Genomic DNA, 20,677 nt, shown 5'->3' on the forward strand with positions numbered 1-20,677 from the left:
GTTCCGTCCTGCCGAGCTCGCCCGGTCGGCCGGTCGCCTGGTCGGCCGGTCGCCTGGTCGGTCACTGCGCCGGGACCGGTACCGCGGAGCCGCTCGCGGTCCCGGGCGTAGGCGACGGCGGCAGATGCACGGGAGGCGTGGTGGACTCGGCTCGGCGCCGGTGCATGGCGCGTCAGGCCAGGGCCTCTGCCGGCTGCGGCTCGGCGTAGTGGAACCCCTGCGCCTGCGGGCAGTCCAGCTCGCTCAACGTCGCGTGCTGCGCGCCGGTCTCGACGCCTTCGGCCAGGCAGGTGATTCCCAGGTCCGCAGCGAGCTGCAGCACCGAGCGCACGATCGCCCGCGTCGCCGGGGCGTGCAGGTCGCTGGTGAAGGCGCGGTCCAGCTTGAGCACGTCGATGTCCAGCTGGCGCAGCCAGGCGAGGGCCGTGTTGCCCGCGCCGAAGTCGTCGAGCGCGATGCCGAAGCCCTGGGCGCGCAGGGCGGCCACCGTCTCCCGGACGCGCGGGACGTCGGGGCCGAGGACCTGCTCGCTGACCTCGAGGTGGACGCCGGACGGGTCCGTTCCGTGCGTGGCCGCCTGTGTGCTGATGCGGTCGACGAGAGCGTGCGACCCCAGGTCCACTGCAGACAGATTCACGAACACGTGATCAGGGCCGTGGCCGAGGGACCACGCGGCCGCCTGGGCGAGGGCGTGGTCGGACGCCCACACGCAGACCTCGTGGCTCAGACCGTGGCTGGTGATGTGCGGCAGGAACTCGCCCGCGCTCAGCAGCCCGCGGGTGGGGTGGCGCCACCGGAGCAGCGCCTCGGCTGCCACGACCTTGCGGTCGGTGAGGCGCACGATCGGCTGCCAGTGCAGCACGAGCTCGTCGCGCTCCAGGGCCAGCAGCAGGTCGCGCTCTATCCGCAGCCGCCGCATCAGGCCCTCGCGCAACGAGGACTCGTAGACCGTCACGCGGCCCCGGCCCTGCTGCTTGGCGGCGTAGAGAGCCGTGTCCGCATGGGCGAGCACCGTGTCCGCGTCCTGGTCGCTCGACGCCAGCGCGACCCCCACGGACACCGAGACCCGGGTCCCCGCGCCGGCCAGCTGGTACTCCCCGGACGCGCTCGCCGCCAGGCGCTCGGCGACCGTCACCGCGTCGTACGCCTCGTGCAGGTCCTCGGCGAGGACGGCGAGCTCGTCACCGCTGAGCCGGGCGACGGTGTCACCGGGCCGCAGCTCGGCCGCCAGCCGTCGGGTCAGCTCGATCAGCAGCTCGTCGCCGGCCGGGTGTCCCAGGGTGTCGTTGACGAGCTTGAAGTGGTCGACGTCGAACAGCACGACGGCGAGCTGCGCGCCCGTCCGCTCCGACCGGGCCATCGCGTTCGCCAGCGCCGCGTGGAACCAGCGCCGGTTCGGAACGCCGGTCAGCGGGTCGCGCAGGGCCTGGTCGCGCAGCCGGGCCAGCGCCTCGTGCCGGTCGGTGACGTCCCGTCCGTTGATCACCACACCGCCCACCGCGCGGTCCGCGCACCGGTTCGTCGCCAGCACCTGGATCCACCGCGTGCGGCCCTGGTGGTCCACCACGCGCAGGTCGGCCGAGACCGTCGCACCCTGGGGCAGCGCGAGGGCGCGGCGGAACAGGCTGTCCGCCGACTCGGCGTCGTCGGGATGGGCGCGCTCCCCCCACCGGCCGTGGGCCAGCTCCTCCGCGCTGTAGCCGAGGACCCGCGACGCCGAAGGGCTGACGTACGTCCGGGAGCCGTCCGGAGCGAGCACCAGGATGAGGTCCGTGCCGTTCTCGACGAGCGCGCGGAACCGGTGCTCGCGCTCCTGCAGGGCAGCCTGGGCGGCGCGTACGGCCGTGACGTCGCGCCACAGCACCACCACCAGGCCGTCGACCGGGACCCGGTGCACCTCGGCTGTGCGGCCGGCGAGCGGCCCGGCGTGCTCGGCCGGGATGGTGACCTCATCGGCCGTCGGCTCCCCGGCCAGCAGCGCCGCGCGGTTGCGCTCGACGAGCGTCGCGCCGAGCCCGTCGGGCAGCAGGCTCAACCGCCGCTCGCCGTGGGCCGGCAGCTCGGACTGCAGCACGCCGGAGAGCCCGCTCGCCACGAGGACCTCGAAGTCGACGACGTCGCCGCGCTCGTCGCGGACAGGGCTGAGCACGGCGAGCGCTTCGAACGCGGTGGCGTCGATCGCCCGCACGACGGCCGAGAGCAGCCGCGCGTCCCCCGGCTCGACCACGGCGCGCTCCTGCCCGCACGGGGCGACGGCTAACCCCGCCGGTGGAGCGGCCGGACCGCGTGCCGAGGAGGTTCGAAAGCTCAGGTTGAGCGCTCGCGAACGCAGCATTAGTCCAGATCTGGACGGTTGACACCGGTTTCCGGGGCTCTCTAGGTTCAGCGCGACGCAGACCGGCCGCCCGGTGCGCCGGTCCCGTGGAGGGGTCCCGGGCACCGCGAGCCGGGTCCGTCACCGTCCGCATTCACCCCAACGTCGAGGTGACCTGTTGAACAAGCTGCGAGCCCTCGGGGCTCTCACCGCTGGCGCCCTGCTGTCCGCCGTGCCCCTGGCCGGCACGGCCGAGGCCGCGGGGCCGGGCCCTGTCCGCGCCGACATCATCACCGAATCGCTGCCGCTCGGGCACTTCATCACTGCGGTGGCGATCCAGTTCTCCTCGAAGGTCGACCTCGAGGGCGCCTCCATCGACCCCGCGGCCTTCCGCGTGGTCGGCACCCGGACGTCCTCGGTCAACGGCGCCGTCACCAGCGCGACCCGCCCGGTGCTCCGGGCGTACGTCAACGACGAGCCGGCGCTGCAGGCGCAGGGAGAGAAGGGCAAGTACCTCATCCTCGAGCTCGGCTCCGCGGGTGCCGCGGCCGGCGCGCTGCAGTACTCCGGCGGGATCAACAACCCCTACGGCCTGTCGTACTCGGTGACCCAGGTCGCCGACGTGCTCGACGGGAAGGGCCGGGTCGAGCTCGAGAGCTCGGAGACGCCGGTCACCACGACCAGCGTTCTCACCCCGGTCGTCGACGAGTTCGCCGCGCTGTCGAACACCAGCAGCTCGGGCCAGGTGCTGAACTACCGCTTCTACACGCCGGAGGCGTACGACGAGCGGCCGGGCAGGAAGGCGCTCTACCCGCTGGTCGTCACCCTGCACGGCGCGGGTGAGCGCGGCCCGAACAACCTGACCCAGATCACGGGCAACCAGCTGGCCACGGCGTTCGCCGCCCCGGCCCGCCAGGCCAAGGACCCGAGCTTCGTGCTCTCGCCGCAGGTCCCGTCCGGCCTGGCCTGGACGACGCCCTCGGTCCAGCAGGCGCTGATGGAGACCATCGACAAGGTCATGGCGGAGTACCCGGTCGACCCGGACCGGCTCTACCTCACCGGCCTGTCGCTCGGCGGCATCGGCTCCTTCGACATCCTGCCGAAGTACCCGACGAAGTTCGCCGCGGCGATCACGGTGGCCGCGACGGGCAACACGGCGGTCGCGCCGAGCCTGGTCGACCTGCCGATCTGGGCCACCCACTCCGTCGACGACCCGACCGTCAACTACACGACCGGGTCGCTCGCGCTCATCAACGCGATCGGGGCGGCCGGCGCCAGGACGACCTTCGCCGAGTGGGCCGGCAACCTCCCGGTGGCGCAGGCCGACGCCCTGGCGCAGGCGCAGTGGGACGCCGCGGAGGCCAACGGCAGCCACACGCTGCTGACGGCCTACAGCCGGGGCACGACGCCGCAGAACGCGCACTGGTCCTGGGTGCCGACCTACCTCAACAACACGATGCTCGACTGGCTCTACAGCCACGAGCGCACCGGCGGCGGGTCGTGCACGGTGTCCTACCGCACCTCGGCGTGGAACGGCGGCTTCACCGGGCAGGCCGTCGTGACCAACACCAGCAAGAAGCCGGTGTCGGGCGCGGAGCTCGCCTTCGACCTCGGCTCGGGCGTCCGGGTCACCAAGGCGTGGCCGGGGTCGTTCACCCAGACCGCGGGCAACGTGACGGTGTCGTCGGCCGCCACGATCCAGCCGGGCAAGTCCGCGACGATCAGCTTCAACGCGACGGGTACGCCGGGTGCCGCCCCGGCGTTCGCCCTCAACGGGGCGGTGTGCAGCTGACGGGCTGACCGCAGGCTCGTCCACCTCCGAGGCCCCGCCGGCGCGTCCCGCCGGCGGGGCCTCGACCGTCAGGGGCAGGCCGGCGCGTACGCCGGCAGCGCGATCGTGACGATGGTCCCGCCGCCGGTGGCGCCGTCGATCGTCAGCGACCCGTCGTGGGCCTGCACCGCGGCGGCGGCGAGCGGGAGGCCGAGCCCGGCACCGGGGATCTGGTGCTCCTCGGCGTAGCGCCCGCGGCAGAACGGCTTGAGGACCTGGGCGACCTCGTCGGCCGGGACCCCGACGCCGGCGTCGGTGACCCTCACCGCGCTGCGGTCGCCGTCGGCGACGACCTCCACGTCCACCCGGCCGCCGGAGGGCTGGTAGAGCACCGCGTTGTGCACGATGCGCGAGATCGCGCAGGTGATCCGCGAGCGGTCGGCGAAGACGTACGCCTCCGGCCCTTCGCCGTCGGGCAGCCGGAGCACGACGCCGCGGCCGTCGGCGAGGGCCGCGTGCTTGGCGGCCGCCCCACGGGCCAGCTCACGCAGGCCCCACACCGAGCGCTCCAGCTCGGGCGCGGCGCCGCCCAGCTGGGACGCGGCGATGACGTCGTCGACCAGGCTCGTGAGCCGGGCCGAGTTGCGCTGCACGACGTGCAGGGACTCGGCCAGCTCGTCGGCGTCGAGCTCACCGGACACGAGCATCTCGAGATACCCGTTGATCGACGTGAGCGGCGTGCGCAGCTCGTGGGTGATACGGGAGATGAACTCGGTCTTGAGCGAGTCGACCTCGCGCAGCCGCTCGGCCGCTGCGGCCTGCTCGCAGGCCTGCCGACGCACCTCCAGCTGGGTCATCACCTGGTGGGCCAGCGTGGTCAGGCCTTTGCGCTGGGCGTCGGTGAGCCGTCGGGGGACCGTGTCGAGGACGCAGAGGCTTCCGACCGCGTCGCCGCTGGAGGTGAGCAGGGGGGCACCGGCGTAGAACCGCACCTGCGGGAGCCCCGCCGCGGGCGGGTGGCTCGCCAGCCTCCCGGTCGGCGGCACGTCGGGGACCTCCAGGACCTCGGTGCCCTGGACGGTGCGCGAGCAGAGCATCAGGTCGCGGGGCAGCTCGGCGAGCGGCACGCCGACCCTCGCCTTGAACCACACCCGGTCCGTGTCGACGAAGCTGATCCCGGCGATGGCGGTGCCGCACAGGTCGGCGGCCAGCGAGGCGATGTCGTCGAACGCCGGCTCGGGCGCGGTGTCGAGCACCCCGTACGCGCGCAGCGCGCCGAGGCGGCGCGCCTCCCGCGCGTCGTCCGTCTCGATCAGCGTGAGCATGTCTTCCCCCGGTGGTGTTGCGTGTCCCGCCAGTCCATCGGCTGCGCCTACACGGTTCTGCTGGGCCGCCCGGGTGTGGTCCGCGCGCACTATGCCCACGCGCGCCTGCCGGTCTGCCGTCTGGCGTCGGCTGCCGCCAGCCGTCGCGCCGCTGCGGCCCCGTCAGCCGGGCGCCGGCAGCGAGACCACGAACGCGGACCCACCCGCGTCCCGCGCCTCGTAGTGCACGTCCCCGCCGTTCGCCCGGGCGAGCTCGCGGACGATGTAGAGCCCCAGCCCGGTCCCCTTGACCCTTCCTGCGGTGCTGGCGTCCCGGGCGAAGCGCTCGAAGAGCCGGCTGCGGAACGGCGCGGGCACGCCTGGCCCGTCGTCCTCCACCCGGATCTCGGTGCGGCCGGCGCGCGTGCTCACCGTCAGCGCGGTGGCGCCGTCGGCGTACTTGACCGCGTTGGAGAGCAGGTTGGCCAGAATCTGGTCGAGGTGGCCCGGCTGCACGAGGACGACGGAGTCGGGCGGGCAGGAGAGCGTGGCGCCCCCGCGCGACTCGGCCAGGGCGGCCTCGAGGTGCGGGCGGACCGCGGTCGGCTCGGGAGTGGCCGAGAGCTTGCCGGCGTCGACCGCGACGAGGGCGAGCACCTCGCGGACGATCCCGTCGAGCCGGTGGGCGTTGCGTTCGATCGTCTCCAGCACCCGGCGCGCGTCGTCGGAGAGCTCGGCGCCGCCGTCGAGCGCGAGCTCGCTGTAGCCGAGGATCGACGCGAGCGGGTTGCCGATCTCGTGTCCCAGCATGCCGATCAGGTCCAGCTTCAGCTGGTTGGCGTCGGCGAGCTGCGCGTTCTGCTCGGACAGGGCCGCCATGGCCCGGTCCCGCCCGGCCTCCGCGGCCTTCCGGTCGCTGATGTCCTGGAAGATGGCGACGAAGCGCTCCGGGGCGCCGTCCGCCCCGCGGATCGCCGACACGTTGACGTGCACGTCGACCCGGGAGCCGTCGCGCCGCACGAGCCGTCCCTCGCCGCTGGAGGAGTCCGCGTCCCCGGCGACGATCCCGGCCAGCGCCGCTTGGCGGATGGCCTGCGTGGAGGGGTCGTAGAGCTCGGACGCGCGGCGTCCGACGAGCTCGCCCGGTGTCCACCCGACCATCTGCGCGAACGCCGGGTTCACCTCCTCGATGACGTCGTCCACGGTGCGGATCAGCTGGCCGACGCTGGTGTGGACGAACTGCGAGCGGAAGCGCTGCTCGCTGGCGGCCAGCGCGCGCTCGGCTGCGCGGCGCGCCGTGACGTCGGAGTTGATGGACAGCACCGCCACGGGGCAGCCCTGCTCGTCGCGCTGCAGAGCCTTGCGGCTGAGCACGGTGACGCGGTGCCCGTCGGCACGCCGGTGCTCGAGCTCGCCCTGCCAGGCCCCGTCGCGCAGGAGGGCCTTCGTCGCGGCGTCCCGGCAGGCGCCGTCCGGCCAGGCAGTCGCGAGGAGCCGGTCGACGTCGTGCCCCATCGCGACCGACGCGGGCCAGCCGTAGATCTGCTCGGCGGCGGGGTTCCAGTAGCGGATGCGACCCTCGAGGTCGCGCACGATCACCGCGTCCTGCGTGAGGTCGAGCAGCTGGGCGCGCTCGGCGAGCTGCGCGGCGGCCACGCGCTGCGCGGTGATGTCCTCCACCTGGGTCACGAGGTAGCTCGGGGCGTCGGTCTCGTCGCGGACGACGGCGACGTTGAGCCGCACCCACACGTCGTGCCCGTCGGCGTGGCGGTACCTCTTCTCGCCGGTGAGCTGCTCCGCGCGTCCCGCAGCCAGCACGTCCAGGGCGGCCAGCGAGTGCGCGAGGTCCTCGGGGTGGTGCAGGTCGTGGACGCGCATGCCGACCAGCGTGCTCGCGGGGTAGCCGGTGATCCGCGCCATCGCCGCATTCACCTGAAGGAAGGTTCCTGCATCGTCCGTCTGCAGACTGGTGAGCACCATCCCCAGTGGGCTGCTGTCGAACGCCAGCCGGAACCTCGTCTCGCTCGCCTCGAGCGCAGAGAGGGCGTCGTTGGCCTGCTGCAGCAGCCGCACGTTGCGCGCGGCGTCGGTCGCGTGGCGCAGCGCCCCGCTGAGCGCGTCGGCGAGCAGCGTCAGCTGCTGGGCATCGGCGTCGTCGAACGCCTCCCGCCGGTCGCTGACGACCATCAGGCCGCCGATGACGCTGTCGCCGGCGAACAACGGTTCGACGAGCAGCGACTCGGCCCCTGCGACCCGGCAGGCCGCTGCGTCGACGCGCGGGCCTGGGCTGGTGTCGGCACTGGAGAGCGCGGCGCCCGTCCGGATCGAGACGCCCGACAGCGAGCCCGAGGCCGGCATCTCCCGGCCGACGTGGGCCGCCATCGACGCTGTCGCCGCCACCACGCGGAACGACGTGCCGGAGAGCAGCCCGACGACCGCGCCCGTGCACGTGGGCAGCGCCTCGGCCGCCCGGTCCGCCACGAGCTGCAGGACGCGGGAACGATCCCCTGCCGCTGCGGTCACCTCCCGCTGGACGGCGATGGCCGTACGCAGCCGGCCCGTCTCACGGGCGGCGCGGGCCGCGGCCTCCCGGCGTGCCGTCACGTCCTGCACCTGCGCGAAGCGGTGGCGCTCGCCCGAGGCCCCGGTCAGCAGCGTGACGCTGATCTCGACGGGGACGGCCGCGCCGTCGAGGCGGACGAACCGCTTCTCGAACGTACGCACGGCGTGCGGCGCCGCGACGACGGACGCGCTCTGCCGCTCGCCCTCCGCGAGGTCGTCGGGGTGGGTGAGCTCCTGCCACGTCCGAGCGATCAGCTCCTCGGGCCTCCCGCCGAGGAGCCGGGCGAAGGCGTCGTTGACGCGCAGGAGCACGCCCTGCTCGTCGGCGATGACCAGTCCGATCGGGCTCGCCTCGAACGCCGCGCGGAACTGCTCCTGGGTGGTGCGCAGCGGGGTGACGTCGCGACCCGTGAGCATGAGGCCGCCCTCGGACGGCAGGAGGGCTCCGCTCCACTCCATCCAGCGGTAGTCCCCGGCCTTGGTGCGCATCCGGTTGGCCAGCGGGTGCCCGACGCCTCCGGGGTGTTCGGCGGCCGCCCGGGCGGCCGCGAGCGTCGCCTCCCGGTCCTCCGGGTGGATCAGCTCGCGTACGTCGTTCGCCTGCAGCTCGCCCAGCGGCCAGCCGAGGACCCGCTCCCAGGCCGAGTTCGCGCGCAGCAGCCGCCCGTCGTCCCCGAGCAGCATCGTCGGGTCCGGTGAGCGCTCGAACATGACGTCCGACAGCTCGCGCGACCGCCGTTCGGCGTCGACGTCGACGATCTGGCAGAGGAAGTGCAGCGGGACGCCGTCCTCGTCGCGCAGGAGCGTCACCGAGAGCAGGCAGTGGACGACGCGCCCGTCCTTGCGGACGTACCGCGTCTGCTGCTGGTAGCTCGGGATCCGCCCGTCGCGCAGCAGCCGGGCCTGGTTCAGGTCCGCGCCGAGGTCGTCCGGGTGCATGATCGCCCGGAAGTCCAGGGCGAGCAGCTCGTCGACGGGGTAGCCGGTGATCGCGGCGACGGCGGGGTTGACCCGCAGCCACGACCCGTCGAGCCCCACGAGCGCCATCCCGATGGGGGAGGAGTCGAAGAGCGACCGGAAGCGGGCCTCGCTCTCGACGAGGGCCCGTTCACGGACGCCTCCGTCCGCCGGGCCCTGCAGGGCCGCGGCCGTGTCTGCCCCCATGCCGCTCTGTCGGCCGCGCGAGCGACGACCTGAGCCCAACCGCGGGCCCATGCCGCTCTGTCGGCGGCACGAACGTCGACCTGAGCCCAGTCGCGGGCCCTGCGCGCCGCCCGGCGAGGCCGGGCGCGGTCAGCTCGCGGGCACGAACGCGCTGTCCGCCACGCGGACGACCTGCCCTGCGTCCGGCATGCCCAGGAACCCGGCGACCGCCCAGGCGGACGCGTGCAGCGCCCCGCCGTGGAAGGCCAGCCCGGACGGCATCGTCACCGAGGCGTACGTCCGGGTGCCGCCCGAGACCTTGACGATCCGCCCGACGGAGCTCGGGTCGAACCCCGGTCCCGGCTCGCCGACTGGTGGCGTGTGCAGCATCTCCGAGACGTAGACCGACCCGTCGTCGCCCACCGCGACGCCGGTCGGCGCGGAGAAGCCGGACAGGTAGGAGATGACCGCACCGGTGGCACCTTCACCGCGCCGGACCTCCGGTCCACCCGGTAGACCATGTTGCCGCCCGCGTCGGCGACGAGCACCTTCGAGGTGTCGGCGAGGACGTAGTAGGGGTTGGACACCGAGTCCACCGGCTCCCCGCCGACGAACTGCGTCTGCCCGTCGGGGTTGTTGCCGAGCTCGTAGTCGAGCAGGTCGGCCAGCACCGTGGGCGGCGCGCCTCCTCCGGAGAGCAGCACCCCTGGCGGCGCGGTCGCGGCCGGCTCCTCGGACTCGCCCTGGGCGATGAAGAGCTTGGAGCCGCGGGCGTCCTCTCCCTGCGGGTTCGCCACGCCGTCCACGAGGACCTCGCGCGTCCCCTTGCGGGTGTCGATCTCCGAGACCACGCCGATGTCGGACTCGGCGACCACCACGTCACGACCATTCGCGAATTGGAGTTCGCGTAGCCCGTTCAGGCCGGAGGCGAGCACGGTGACGCCGGGCTAACCCGCGGCGTCGGCAGGCATCGTGAGGGCGCCGGACAGGGCGAGTGCAGCCGTGCGGAGCAGAGCGATCACTGGTCGAAGACGTGCCACCCCTGACTCCCCCAGAGCGGTGTTGGCCTGACGACGATCCCGAGAAGCTGGCGCCGACACGTGGTCGTGACCAGCCCCGATTTCGCCGGTGGCATGAGCAGGAGCCGGCGCGCGCGCTCGCGCCCCGTCGACCCGGACTTCGTGCTGGACACAGACGACGGAAGCTGGGATCAGCTGTTGTAGAGCTCTGCTCCCCGGCCCCTGCGGCTGCCTGACCACTGCACCCGAGCATCTGCGCGGCCATCGCGGGCTGCGGTGCCACGACGGAGCCGGGCAGCGGGCTCTCGGCGGCTCCTCATCGGGCGCGGCGCCGGCGTGGAGGTCCGGGGAGCTCCGGCGTGGCCGGGGGGAGCTCCGGCGTGGCCAGGGGAGCTCCGGTATGCGGCAATGGCATCGACGGACGGCGACCGTCAGGATGGGCACCGTGACCGCTCCGTACCGCGTCTGCGTCGTCTGCACCGGCAACATCTGCCGCTCCCCGATGGGGGAGATCGTGCTCCGCCGCGCGTTCGGCGACGCGGGACTGGGCGACGTCGTCGAGGTCGACAGCGCGGGCACCGGCGGGTGGCACGTGGGCGGCCCGGCGGACCCCCGCACGGCCGCTGCCTTGCGCGCCCGCGGCTACGACGACGCCCACGTGGCCCGCCAGTTCGCGGCCGAGTGGTTCGCCGACAAGGACCTCGTCCTCGCCCTCGACGCCGGGCACGTGCGCGCCCTGCGCGCCCTCGCGCCGACACCGGAGGCTGCGGACACGGTGCGGCTGCTGCGCTCCTTCGACCCCGCCGCGGGGGACGACCTCGACGTGGCCGACCCGTACTACGGCGACGACGCGGGCTTCGAGCTCGCGCTGGACCAGGTCGAGGCCGCCGTGCCCGGGGTCGTCGGCGCCGTGCGGGCCGAGCTGGCCGCGCGCAGGAACCGGGCCGCCGGGTGACCTCGCCCGCCGCGGCGGTGGAGCGCCTCCTCGGCATGGCGGTGGAGGGCCTGCGGCCGGTGCCCGGCGGGGACGTCTGCCGGGCCTACCAGGTGCGCCTCGCGGACGGGCGCACCGTCTTCGGGAAGACCCGTCCTGCGGCTCCTGCGGAGTTCTTCGCGGTGGAGGCAGCGGGGCTGCGCCGGCTCGCGGCCGCGGGCGGCGTACCCGTGCCGGAGGTGCTGGGGGCCGACGACGACGTGCTGGTCCTCGAATGGGTGGAGCCGGGGCCGCCGACGGCGCCGGCGGCCGAGCGGCTCGGGCGCGAGCTCGCGGCGACGCACGCGGCGCAGGCGGCGTCGTACGGCGCGGACCGTGACGGCTGGATCGGCCCGCTGCCGCTGGACAACTCGCCCACGGTCGGCTGGGCGGAGTTCTACGCGGCCCGGCGGGTGGAGCCCTTCCTGCGCCGGGCCGTGCAGGACGGGGCGGTCGGAGCCGAGGACGCACGCGACGTCGAGCGGGCCCTCGACCGCATCGCCGTGCTCGCCGGCCCGCCCGAGCCGCCGGCCACCGTGCACGGAGACCTCTGGAGCGGCAACGTCCTCTGGGGCGCCGACGGCCGGGCCCGGCTCGTCGACCCCGCCGCGCACGGTGGGCACCGCGAGACCGACCTGGCGATGCTCGCGCTGTTCGGGGCGCCCCTGCTCGACCGCGTCCTCGCGGCGTACGCCGAAGCCGCCCCGCTCGCCCCCGGCTGGCGCGGGCGCGTCCCGCTGCACCAGCTCCACCCGCTCCTCGTGCACGCCGTGCTGTTCGGCCCCGCCTACGGCGCGCGGGCCGGGGCCGCCGCCCGTGCGGCGCTGCGGGGCTGACCGTCGTTCAGCCCGGCAGCTGGGACTGGACCGGTGCGGGCAGCGGCCTCGGGAGCCAGGGGTGCAGCTCGGCCGCCGGGACCGGGCGCGACCACCAGTAGCCCTGCCCGACGTCACACCCGAGCGCGGCCAGTGCGTCGGCGGTCTCCGCGTCCTCGACGCCCTCGGCGACGACGAACAGGCCGAGGCTGTGCCCGAGCTGCACCATCGCCGAGACGAGGATGTCGTCGCGGCCGCCGTCGCGCCCGAGGCCGGTGACGAACGAGCGGTCGATCTTCAGCTCGTCCGCGGGCAGCCGGCGCAGGTAGCTCATGGACGAGTAGCCGGTCCCGAAGTCGTCGAGGGAGAGCCGGATCCCCAGGGCGGTGAGCGTGTGCAGGACCGCGATCGCGCGCTCGGGGTCGGTGACGAGCGCGGTCTCGGTGATCTCCAGCCGGAGCAGCTCGCAGGGCAGGCCGTGCCGGTCGAGCCGGTCGCGCAGGCGCTCGACGAACCCGTCGGTCAGCAGGCAGGCGGGGGAGATGTTGACCGCGACGGGCACGCGGCTGCCCTGCGCCAGCCAGAGCCTGGCCTGCTGGACCGCGCCGTCGAGCACCTGCTCGGTCAGCGGGACGACCAGCCCGGTGGCCTCGGCGATCGGGATGAACTCGTCGGGCCGCACCAGCCCGCGCTGCGGATGGCGCCAGCGGACCAGGGCCTCGACGCCGAAGAGCGTGCCACTGTAGAGGTCGATCTTCGGCTGGTAGTGCAGCTCGAGCTCGAGGCGGGTCAGGCCGTCGCGCAGCTCCTTCGCCAGCGCGAAGCGGTCGCGCGCGGCGGCGTCGAGGCGCTCGTCGTGCACGACGGGCATGCCGCCGGAGTGCTCGGCCGCATGGACCGCGACCCCGGCGCGACGCAGCACGTCCTCGGCGCCCATGACGGGGGTGCCGGCTCCGGCGGCGTGGACCCGGATCGTGTCGACGATGCCCACCCGTGCCGCGACGTGCAACGTCATGCCCTGCAGCGCGAAGGGCTCGTTGAAGGCCTGCACGAGGCCGGCCGCGCGCGTCTGCGTCGCCTGCTCCGACTCGTCGACGAGCACCAGCGCGAACTCGTCCCCCGCGGTGCGGCCGAGCAGGTCCGCGGCGCCGAGGTGGGCGGCGACCCGGTCGGCAACCTGGCAGAGCAGCTCGTCCCCGGCCTCGTGGCCGAGCGCCTCGTTGATCTCGCTGAAGCGGCGCAGGTTGAGCAGGACGAGCCGCCGGGGCTGCCCGCGCTCGAGGGCCTGCCCCAGGGCGTCGACGACCCCGGCCCGGTTGAGGAAGCCGGTGAGCGGGTCCCGGGTCGAGCGGTGCTCCGCCTCGCGGAGTGCTTGCACCGCACGGGCCACCATCGCCAGGACCGAGACCACGGCCGCCGCGCCGAGCAGCCATTCCGGAAGCAGCAGCGGCAGGCCGAGCCCGTGCGCGACGAGCGCGAGGGCGGGGGCCGAGGCGAGCGGCAGCAGCAGCAGCACCTGGACGTACGGGCGGCGGCCGGCGACGGCGCCGGAACGGCTGCCGAGCAGCCGGGCCGACGGGTGCACCGCAGCGAGCCCGAAGAGCAGCATGTTGACGACGCCGAGCGCCTGCACAGCCTGCCCGGGGAGCGCGACCCGCTGGCCGGCGAGGGTCACGGCCAGGTCGTAGACCGTGCAGCCGATGCCACCGGCCAGGCCGAGGGCGATCGCGGTGACCAGGCGGGCCCGGGTGAGCGCGAGCCAGACGAGGACCGTGAGCAGCCCGATGTCCGCGGCCGGGGCGAGGGCCAGCTCCCAGTGCAGCCCCGTCTCCCGGTGCTCGTGGACCCCACGGGCGGCGAGCTCCCCGGCGATGAGCGCCATGGGCACGACGAGGACGACGCCGTCGAGCAGCAGTCCGAGGCCGCGGTGGGGCCGTGGGCTCGAGCGGTAGAGGGCGGGGAGGACGAGCGCGGCCGCAGGCTGCGCCAGCGCGGTGGCGAGCCGTGACAGCGCCGTCTCCGCCCCGGCGAGGTTGAGGGCGGTGTTGCCGACGGCGACCGACGTCATGAAGAGGATCAACGGCACGCGGACCCGCAGCGGCGCGCCGGGCGAGTTGCGCGGGCCGACGAGCACGCAGGCCACGGCCGCCCAGTTGGTCAGCATGAGCAGGGGCGAGCGGAGCGGGGGGACGAGGAGGGCGAGGCCGCCGAGCGCGCTGAGGCCGATCAGCTGGGCGCGCAGCGTGCGTGCTCCTGCCAAGCCCGTCATGGTGGCCCCATCGGCAGGACGGCGGCGGATCTGAGCGTCGGCCGTCAGCGGTCAGGCAGCCCCGCGGGGCGCGGCCCGATGGCCCGCCGCGGCTGCTCCCGGCTCAACCCGGAAGGTGGGGCTCCCGCTTCAGGATCAGCAGGGTGGCGTCGTCCTCGGACTCGGGGTCGCGAGTGCGCAGGAACACCTCGTCGATGTCGGACGAGGCGAGGTTGCGCTGCAGCCGGGCCAGGCCGACGTCGAGCGACTCGGAGCGCCGCTCGACCATGCCGTCGGAGTAGAGGCAGAGGCAGGCGCCGGGCGGGAGCTCCAGGGCCACGGCCGCCGGGGCGCCGAGGCCCACGCCGAGCGGCGGGCCGGCGGCCAGCTCGAGCTGCGCGGGCGCGCAGTCCGGTGCGAGCACGATGGGGGCCGGGTGGCCCGCGGCGGCGGCGGAGCCGCGCCCGTCGCGCGGGTCGACCACCACGACGGCCGCGGTCGCCAGCGCATCGGGCAACAGCCACTCCACGAGCGTGTCGAGCCGTCCCAGTGCGGCCGCCGGGTCCCCGCTCTCGACGAGGACCGCACGGAGCGCGTTGCGCAGCTGCGCCATCGTTCCGGCGGCCGCCAGGCCATGGCCCGCCACGTCGCCGAGGACCAGGGCGAGCCGCCCGTCGCGCAGCTCGAACGCGTCGTACCAGTCACCGCCGACGCGACCACCGGCAGAGGGCGAGTAGCGGGCGCCGATGGACCAGCCGGCCGGATCGGGCAGCGTGCCGGGCAACAGCGCGCGCTGCAGCGTCTCGGCCGCCCGGACAGCGCGCCGCGAACGCGCCCAGAGGGCCTCCACCACGGTCGTACGCACCTGCGCCGCCAGCTGCAGCTGCTCCGCGCTCCACGGCTCGCACCGCCCGCGCACCACCTCGCGCCAGCGCGCGAAGGACTTGCGCGGGCTGAGGCGGATGACCTCCTCCTCCACCTGCGCGGTGACCTTGTCGTGCGGGTTGCCGCCCCAGTCCACCGAGCGCGTGACCTCGTCGCGGAACCACAGCACCGTCTGGCCCTCGGGCAACGGGACGGCGAGCACGCCGCTCGCGACGTCCTCCGGAACCTCGAGCCCCGCGACGGCCGACAGCTGCTCGGACGCGACGACGTCCTGGCCGGTGTCGCACGCCCATGCCACGACGCGCTCGACCACGTCGGGCGCCGGCACCTTGCCGACCCGCGTGACCTCGCCCTCGAGGGCGACGACCAGCCCGTCGGCCGGCACGAGGTCGAGCAGCGTCGGCCCGGCCAGGAGTGCCTGCGTGAGGGAGACGTCCTCGTCCAGCGTCGCGCGGGTCAGCGCGGCCATCGTCGAGCGGGCGGCGAGCGCGCGGTGCAGCTCCTCGTCCTCGGCGCGGTCGCCCAGCCGCAGCGACAGCGTCGAGCCGAGGAACTCGGCCGCGGCCCGGACGCCGTACGGAGGGGCGTGCGGCCCGGCGTAGTGGTGGCAGGCGATGAGGCCCCAGAGCTTGTCCCCGCGCAGCAGCGAGATCGACATCGAGGCCTGCACGCCCATGTTGCGCAGGTACTCGACGTGGATCGGGGAGACGCTGCGCAGCGTGGAGTAGGTGAGGTCGAGGGGCCGCCCGGTGAGCGGGTTGAGGGTCGGGGAGATGGGCGATGGGACGTAGCCCACGTCGTCGATCAGCCGGATCCAGTTCTTCTCGTAGAGCTCACGCGCCTGCCGCGGGATGTCCGACGCGGGGTAGTGCAGCCCGAGGAACGGCTCGAGCTCCGGCTCGCGCGCCTCGGCCACGACCTCGCCGTTGTAGTCGGCGTCGTAGCGGTAGATCATCACCCGGTCGAACCCGGTGAGCGCCTTCACCGAGTGCGCGGTCAGGTCGTAGAGCTCCTGCAGGGCCGTCGCCCGGTTGAGCTCCGCGACCGCGCCGCGCACGGCCTGGTAGGTGTTCGGGAACGAGAACGGGCGGGGGCCGAAGGCCGCCTCGAGCTCGACCACGAGCATCGACCCCGCGCGCGGGCCGTCCGGGTCCAGCCGCACCCGGTGCAGGATCGCGTCCACGCCGACGGAGCGGCCTCCCACCTGCAGCGACAGCTCGAGCGGGTTGCGGTCGCGCACGTCGCCGAAGGTGCTCGCGAACCGCGCGACCTCGGCCGCAGGCCCGGCACCGAGCGCGTCGGCCAGGGGGGCGTCGAGCAGGTCATCGAGCAAGCGGCCCAGCAGGGCGGCCGCGCTCGCGGACGCCTGCAGGACGTGGAGCTCGGGCTCGCGCAGGACGAGCAGTGCGCCGCGGGGCTGCACGCTGCCGGGGATGTGGATGGGCTCGCGGTCGCAGTTGCTGAGGTCGATCGGGGTGCCCGGAGGCAGCAGCTCGCGTCCGACCTGGACCGGCAGCCCCCCGAAGCCGTCGCCCGTGCCGTGCGTCAGTGCGCCACCGTCCTCGTGCCTGCGACCGCCGGGTGCGTCCGCTTCGTCCGAGGCTAGTCGAAGCGCGCCAACGGCGTCGGAGCCGGCGCCCGCCGCCGTCCCTCTCGCGAACAGCGCGGCGGCGCTCCCGCCGGAGGCGTGAGCCCCGGCCTTCTCGGCCAGGGCCTCGTCCTCGTCCCAGCATGCGGGACGCAGTCTCGAATCACTTGCCGGCTCACGACACGCGCGGACACGCAGGCGACACGTGCGGGTCGTAGCTTCGCGGCGCCATCCAGCCGCGAACGTGAGGAACCGCCGGTGATTCTTGCCCGCAGACCGATCTCGACACTCGCCGTCGTCGCCGTCGCCACCGCTCTCGTCGGCAGCGGCGTCGCCGTCGCTGCCGGCACGGACCAGTCCAGCCGGTCCGCGGAAGTGGTGGCCTCGGCCGCCGACACCGACCTGCCCAACGTCACGGTCCTCGACGCCGGGGGGACGATCGTCTCCTCGGCGGTGGGACGCAACCGTTGGCAGTCGTACGGCGGCCCGCGCGTGACGATCAGGGACATCAAGGACCGCATCAGCCCGGAGATCGACGGCGTCGCCGACGTGACGATCAAGGACACCGGGATCCTGGGCAGCTCGGCAGCGACGACAGCGGCCGAGCTGCTCAAGCTGACGAAGATGACCGACGCCGAGCTGGCCAGGCCGGACGTCGACGCCGTGGTCATCAACACCGGCACGAACATCATGGAGGAGCTGGCGTACTGGTCGGACCTGACCGTCCGCAGCCCCAAGCCCGTGGTCTTCACGGGCGCGATGCGTCAGCAGAACACGTTCTCCTTCGACGGCCTGGCGAACCTCTTCAACGCGATCACGCTGGCCGCCAGCGAGAAGACCACCTGCTTCGGCACCGTCCTGCTGATGAACGACGTGTTCTTCGCCGCGCGGGAGGTGACCAAGACCGACGCGGTCCGGACCGACACCTTCGAGGGGGGCCGGCTCGGCGCGCTCGGCATGGTCGACGAGCTCAAGGTGCGTACGCTGCACGCCCCCGCGCGCGTGCAGAAGTGCGGCACCGCCGGCTGGGCGACCCCCTTCGACCTCACCGACGTCGAGGCCGGGGACCTGGCGAAGGCCGAGATCGTCTACTCCTATCTCGAGGCCGACGGCGAGCCCGTCGCGGCGCTGGCCGAGGACGCCGACGTCGACGGCATCGTCACGGCCGGCCACGGCGCCGGCGGCATCTCCACCGAGCAGTCGGCGCTCCGGGCCGCTGCGATCGCCAACGAGGACGTCGTCTTCGTGTCGACGACCCGGACCGGCGACGGCTCCGTCTACGTCGCCGACGGCACGCGCAACATCATCGGCGGGCAGGACCTCACGCCGCAGAAGGCCCGCGTGCTGCTCCAGCTGGCGCTGACCTTCACCAAGGACCCCGAGCAGATCCGGGCCTGGTTCAAGACCGTCGGGTCGCCGGAGTTCGACCTGTCGGGCAAGGCGTCCACCCCCGAGCCGCCGACCGCCACAGTCGACTCGCTGCTCGCGGCCGCGCAGGCGGACGTACGCGCGGCCCGCGCCGCAGGCACGCTGAGCACGGGCACGGCGACCCTGCTGCTGGACCGGCTCGACCGGGCCGTCGCGGCGTACGCGAAGAATGACAGGGCGAAGACGGCTTCCTATGTCGAGGCGTTCGTCGACCGCGCCGAGCAGCGGGTGGACGACGTCGCGCTCCGGACGGCCCTCGTGAAGGCGGGAGAGGACGTGCTCGCGGCGCTGACGACGCCCGGAGCCCCGGCGGTCGTCACGGCGGCGGACACGCCCCTGCCGAACGTCACGATCCTCGACGCCGGCGGGACGATCACGTCGTCGGCGGTCGCCCGGCACAAGTGGCAGACCTACGGCGGGCCTGGGATCACGATCAAGGACGTCTACGACCGCATCAGCCCCGAGATCACGACCGTCGCCGACGTCACCATCGTCCCGACCGGCATCGCGGGCAGCTCGGCGCGCACGACCGCCGCGGAGCTGGTGAAGCTGACGAAGATGACCGACGCCGAGCTGGCCAAGCCGGACGTCGACGCGGTCGTCATCAACACCGGCACGAACATCATGGAGGAGCTGGCGTACTGGTCGGACCTGACCGTCCGCAGCCAGAAGCCGGTCGTTTTCACCGGTGCGATGCGTCAGCAGAACACGTTCTCCTTCGACGGCCTGGCGAACCTCTTCAACGCGGTCACGCTGGCCGCCAGTCAGAAGACCACCTGCTTCGGCACCGTCCTGCTGCTCAACGACGTGTTCTTCGCCGCGCGGGAGGTGACCAAGACCGACGCGGTCCGGACCGACACCTTCGAGGGCGGCCGGCTCGGCGCGCTCGGCATGGTCGACGAGGACCGCGTGCGCACGCTGCACGGCCCGGCGCGGGTCACGAAGTGCGGGACCGACGAGTGGGCGACGCCGTTCGACCTGTCCGCCGTCGAGGGCGACGACCTGGCGAAGGCCGAGATCGTCTACTCCTACCTGGAGGCGGACTCCACGCCGATCGAGGTGCTCGCGCGCAGCGGCGTCGACGGCATCGTCACCGCGGGCCACGGCGCGGGTGGCATCTCGACCTCGCAGTCGATCGAGCGTGCGGCCGCGGTCCGCGACGAGGGCACGGTGTTCGTCTCGACCACCCGCACCGGCGACGGCTCGGTGTACGTCGAGGGCACGCCCAACGTCATCGGCGGGCTCGACCTGACCCCGCAGAAGGCGCGGGTCCTGCTCCAGCTCGGCCTGACGTTCTCGAAGGACCCCGAGCAGGTCCGCACCTGGTTCAGCACGATCGGCTCTCCGGAGTTCGACCTCTCCGACTGAGCCGGAGGCCCGGGGGCTGCCGCGCACGCCGCGGCAGCCCCCCGCGCCTTTCTACGCTGCGGAGGCGCTGGCCAGGCCGGCGACCTCGCCGCGCAGGCAGGAGGCCAGCAGGCCGCGGGCGCGCGCTGCCCGCTCCTCGTCCTCGCCGTCCACCGCGTCCTTCAGCTCCGCGAGCAGCGTCTCGGCGCACACAGGCAGGAACGCGCTGATGAGCCGGTCGTCCGGCAGGCACGACTCGCGCTGGTACGCCTCGAGCAGCGTCGCGGCCAGCCCGGGCTCGCCGTGGACGACGGCCAGCGTGGCGTACATCTTCGCCACGTCGTAGTGCCGGCGGCCGAACAGGTGCGCGAACTCGAGGTCGAACATCGCGACCTTGTCGCCGGGCAGGCCGAGGAAGTCGTCGAGCTTGACGTCCCACACCTCGAAGCCGGGGTGGACCGCGGCCCGGCCCGAGCGCAGGGCCTCGAGCAGCTCCGGGCCGGACAGTTCCCCGAGGCCGGACGCGTCGGAGATCTCCGCCACCCAGCGCTCCATCTCGTCAAGGCGGTGCTGCTCGTCCTCGACGGGCTCGCCGGCCCCGTTGCGGTAGTCCGGCCGTCGAGCGGCGACGTCGGGGGACAGCCGGTCCAGGTCCGCCAGCGCCCGGCCCACCGCAGCGGCCGCGTCCGCCGTCAGCCGGTCGGGGTCGAGCAGGGGCGAGGCGTCCAGCGCCTCCCGCACCATCCAGCTCTCACCCGTCGCGACCGGGGCGCTCGCCCGCAGCGTCCACGACTCGTCCGCGGCGGCCAGCGTGGCGAGCACGAACGAGTAGGCGATGTCGCGGCGCAGGTTGCGCTCGAGCCCCTCGTCGTTGATCGTCTTCAGGATCAGCTGCCGGCCGTCGCGCTCGACGAGGTAGACGTTGTGGTCGTAGTCCTCCTTCAATACCTTGGTGACCGTGAGCCCCTGGGACGTCGTGATCTCGTCGACGCTGGGAAGCTGAGGCATGCGGGCGGCTCCGGAGCAGGTCTGGTCGGACATCGCGGGTGAGGTGGCCTATGCCCTCGCCTTCGACTGGCAGAACACCCTCGAGTACTTCGACGCCGACGCCGTCCTGATGGCCGCGGACGCCCGCGACGACGACGCGACCAAGGTCGACCAGCGCAAGCGGTTCCTGCGCGTCTTCGACTCCGAGCGCCGCTTCGTCACCGCGGTGTGGGGCGCGGCGGCGCCACTGCTCAACGGCAACGGCAACGGCAACGGCAACGGCAACGGCAACG

General features: G+C 73.9%; 12 protein-coding genes and 1 pseudogene. 5 read left to right on the plus strand and 8 right to left on the minus strand.

Features of this window, described 5'->3' with window-relative positions:
• Positions 1–172: 172 nt before the first annotated feature.
• Positions 173–2,227, minus strand: a complete 2,055-nt coding sequence (locus tag G9H71_RS15060) for a putative bifunctional diguanylate cyclase/phosphodiesterase (protein WP_166283271.1) — start codon at positions 2,225–2,227, stop codon at positions 173–175.
• A 265-nt stretch (positions 2,228–2,492) separates the two neighbouring features.
• On the opposite strand from G9H71_RS15060, the gene G9H71_RS15065 reads away from it, so the two are divergent.
• Positions 2,493–4,106: a cellulose binding domain-containing protein gene (locus tag G9H71_RS15065; protein WP_166283273.1), complete on the plus strand. Its 1,614-nt coding sequence runs from the start codon at positions 2,493–2,495 to the stop codon at positions 4,104–4,106.
• A gap of 68 nt (positions 4,107–4,174) precedes the next feature.
• Here G9H71_RS15065 and G9H71_RS15070 read toward each other — a convergent pair whose 3' ends face one another.
• The 4 genes from G9H71_RS15070 to G9H71_RS15085 form a co-directional block, all read right to left on the minus strand.
• Positions 4,175–5,410, minus strand: a complete 1,236-nt coding sequence (locus G9H71_RS15070) for a GAF domain-containing sensor histidine kinase (RefSeq protein ID WP_166283275.1) — start codon at positions 5,408–5,410, stop codon at positions 4,175–4,177.
• A gap of 162 nt (positions 5,411–5,572) precedes the next feature.
• Positions 5,573–9,115: a PAS domain S-box protein gene (locus G9H71_RS15075; protein ID WP_166283277.1), complete on the minus strand. Its 3,543-nt coding sequence runs from the start codon at positions 9,113–9,115 to the stop codon at positions 5,573–5,575.
• A gap of 129 nt (positions 9,116–9,244) precedes the next feature.
• Positions 9,245–9,382 carry a hypothetical protein gene (locus tag G9H71_RS15080; RefSeq protein ID WP_166283279.1) on the minus strand — a complete coding sequence of 46 codons (138 nt, stop codon included), beginning with the start codon at positions 9,380–9,382 and terminating at the stop codon, positions 9,245–9,247.
• Complete coding sequence (locus G9H71_RS15085; protein WP_166283281.1) at positions 9,379–9,972, minus strand: hypothetical protein; 594 nt, start codon at positions 9,970–9,972, stop codon at positions 9,379–9,381. The genes G9H71_RS15080 and G9H71_RS15085 overlap by 4 nt, the downstream gene beginning before the upstream one ends.
• Before the next feature lie 643 nt (positions 9,973–10,615).
• On the opposite strand from G9H71_RS15085, the gene G9H71_RS15090 reads away from it, so the two are divergent.
• A complete protein-coding gene (locus G9H71_RS15090; RefSeq protein ID WP_231134885.1) occupies positions 10,616–11,068 on the plus strand; it encodes a low molecular weight protein-tyrosine-phosphatase in 453 nt (150 codons plus the stop codon).
• Entirely contained in the window at positions 11,065–11,922 is an 858-nt protein-coding gene (locus G9H71_RS15095) for a fructosamine kinase family protein (protein ID WP_331273026.1), read from the plus strand. Before G9H71_RS15090 ends, G9H71_RS15095 begins: the two co-directional genes overlap by 4 nt.
• Positions 11,923–11,929: 7 nt before the next feature.
• On the opposite strand, the gene G9H71_RS15100 is transcribed toward G9H71_RS15095, so the two are convergent.
• Positions 11,930–14,161 carry a putative bifunctional diguanylate cyclase/phosphodiesterase gene (locus tag G9H71_RS15100; protein WP_166283285.1) on the minus strand — a complete coding sequence of 744 codons (2,232 nt, stop codon included), beginning with the start codon at positions 14,159–14,161 and terminating at the stop codon, positions 11,930–11,932.
• A 112-nt stretch (positions 14,162–14,273) separates the two neighbouring features.
• Positions 14,274–16,583: a SpoIIE family protein phosphatase gene (locus tag G9H71_RS15105; protein WP_407939770.1), complete on the minus strand. Its 2,310-nt coding sequence runs from the start codon at positions 16,581–16,583 to the stop codon at positions 14,274–14,276.
• Between the two features lie 297 nt (positions 16,584–16,880).
• Between G9H71_RS15105 and G9H71_RS15110 the strand changes: the two genes are divergently transcribed.
• Positions 16,881–19,418 carry an asparaginase domain-containing protein gene (locus G9H71_RS15110; protein ID WP_331273027.1) on the plus strand — a complete coding sequence of 846 codons (2,538 nt, stop codon included), beginning with the start codon at positions 16,881–16,883 and terminating at the stop codon, positions 19,416–19,418.
• Between the two features lie 51 nt (positions 19,419–19,469).
• Here the strand turns inward: G9H71_RS15110 and G9H71_RS15115 are convergent, their stop codons facing one another.
• Positions 19,470–20,405 (minus strand): phosphotransferase, encoded by a 936-nt coding sequence (locus tag G9H71_RS15115; RefSeq protein ID WP_166283289.1) that lies wholly within the window; start codon positions 20,403–20,405, stop codon positions 19,470–19,472.
• Between G9H71_RS15115 and G9H71_RS15120 the strand changes: the two are divergent.
• Positions 20,404–20,677: pseudogene (locus G9H71_RS15120) on the plus strand (hypothetical protein); the annotation flags it as partial. The gene G9H71_RS15115 and the pseudogene G9H71_RS15120 sit on opposite strands and share 2 nt — an antisense overlap.

Origin of the sequence: Motilibacter deserti (assembly GCF_011250635.1) — a bacterium.
GTDB classification, from domain to species: domain Bacteria; phylum Actinomycetota; class Actinomycetes; order Motilibacterales; family Motilibacteraceae; genus Motilibacter_A; species Motilibacter_A deserti.

Coding starts and splice junctions, on each gene's coding strand:
- G9H71_RS15070 (WP_166283275.1), bottom strand. CDS start 5,410: ATGCTCACGCTGATCGAGACGGACGACGCGCGGGAGGCGCGCCGCCTC.
- G9H71_RS15075 (WP_166283277.1), bottom strand. CDS start 9,115: ATGGGGGCAGACACGGCCGCGGCCCTGCAGGGCCCGGCGGACGGAGGC.
- G9H71_RS15090 (WP_231134885.1), top strand. CDS start 10,616: ATGGGGGAGATCGTGCTCCGCCGCGCGTTCGGCGACGCGGGACTGGGC.
- G9H71_RS15115 (WP_166283289.1), bottom strand. CDS start 20,405: ATGCCTCAGCTTCCCAGCGTCGACGAGATCACGACGTCCCAGGGGCTC.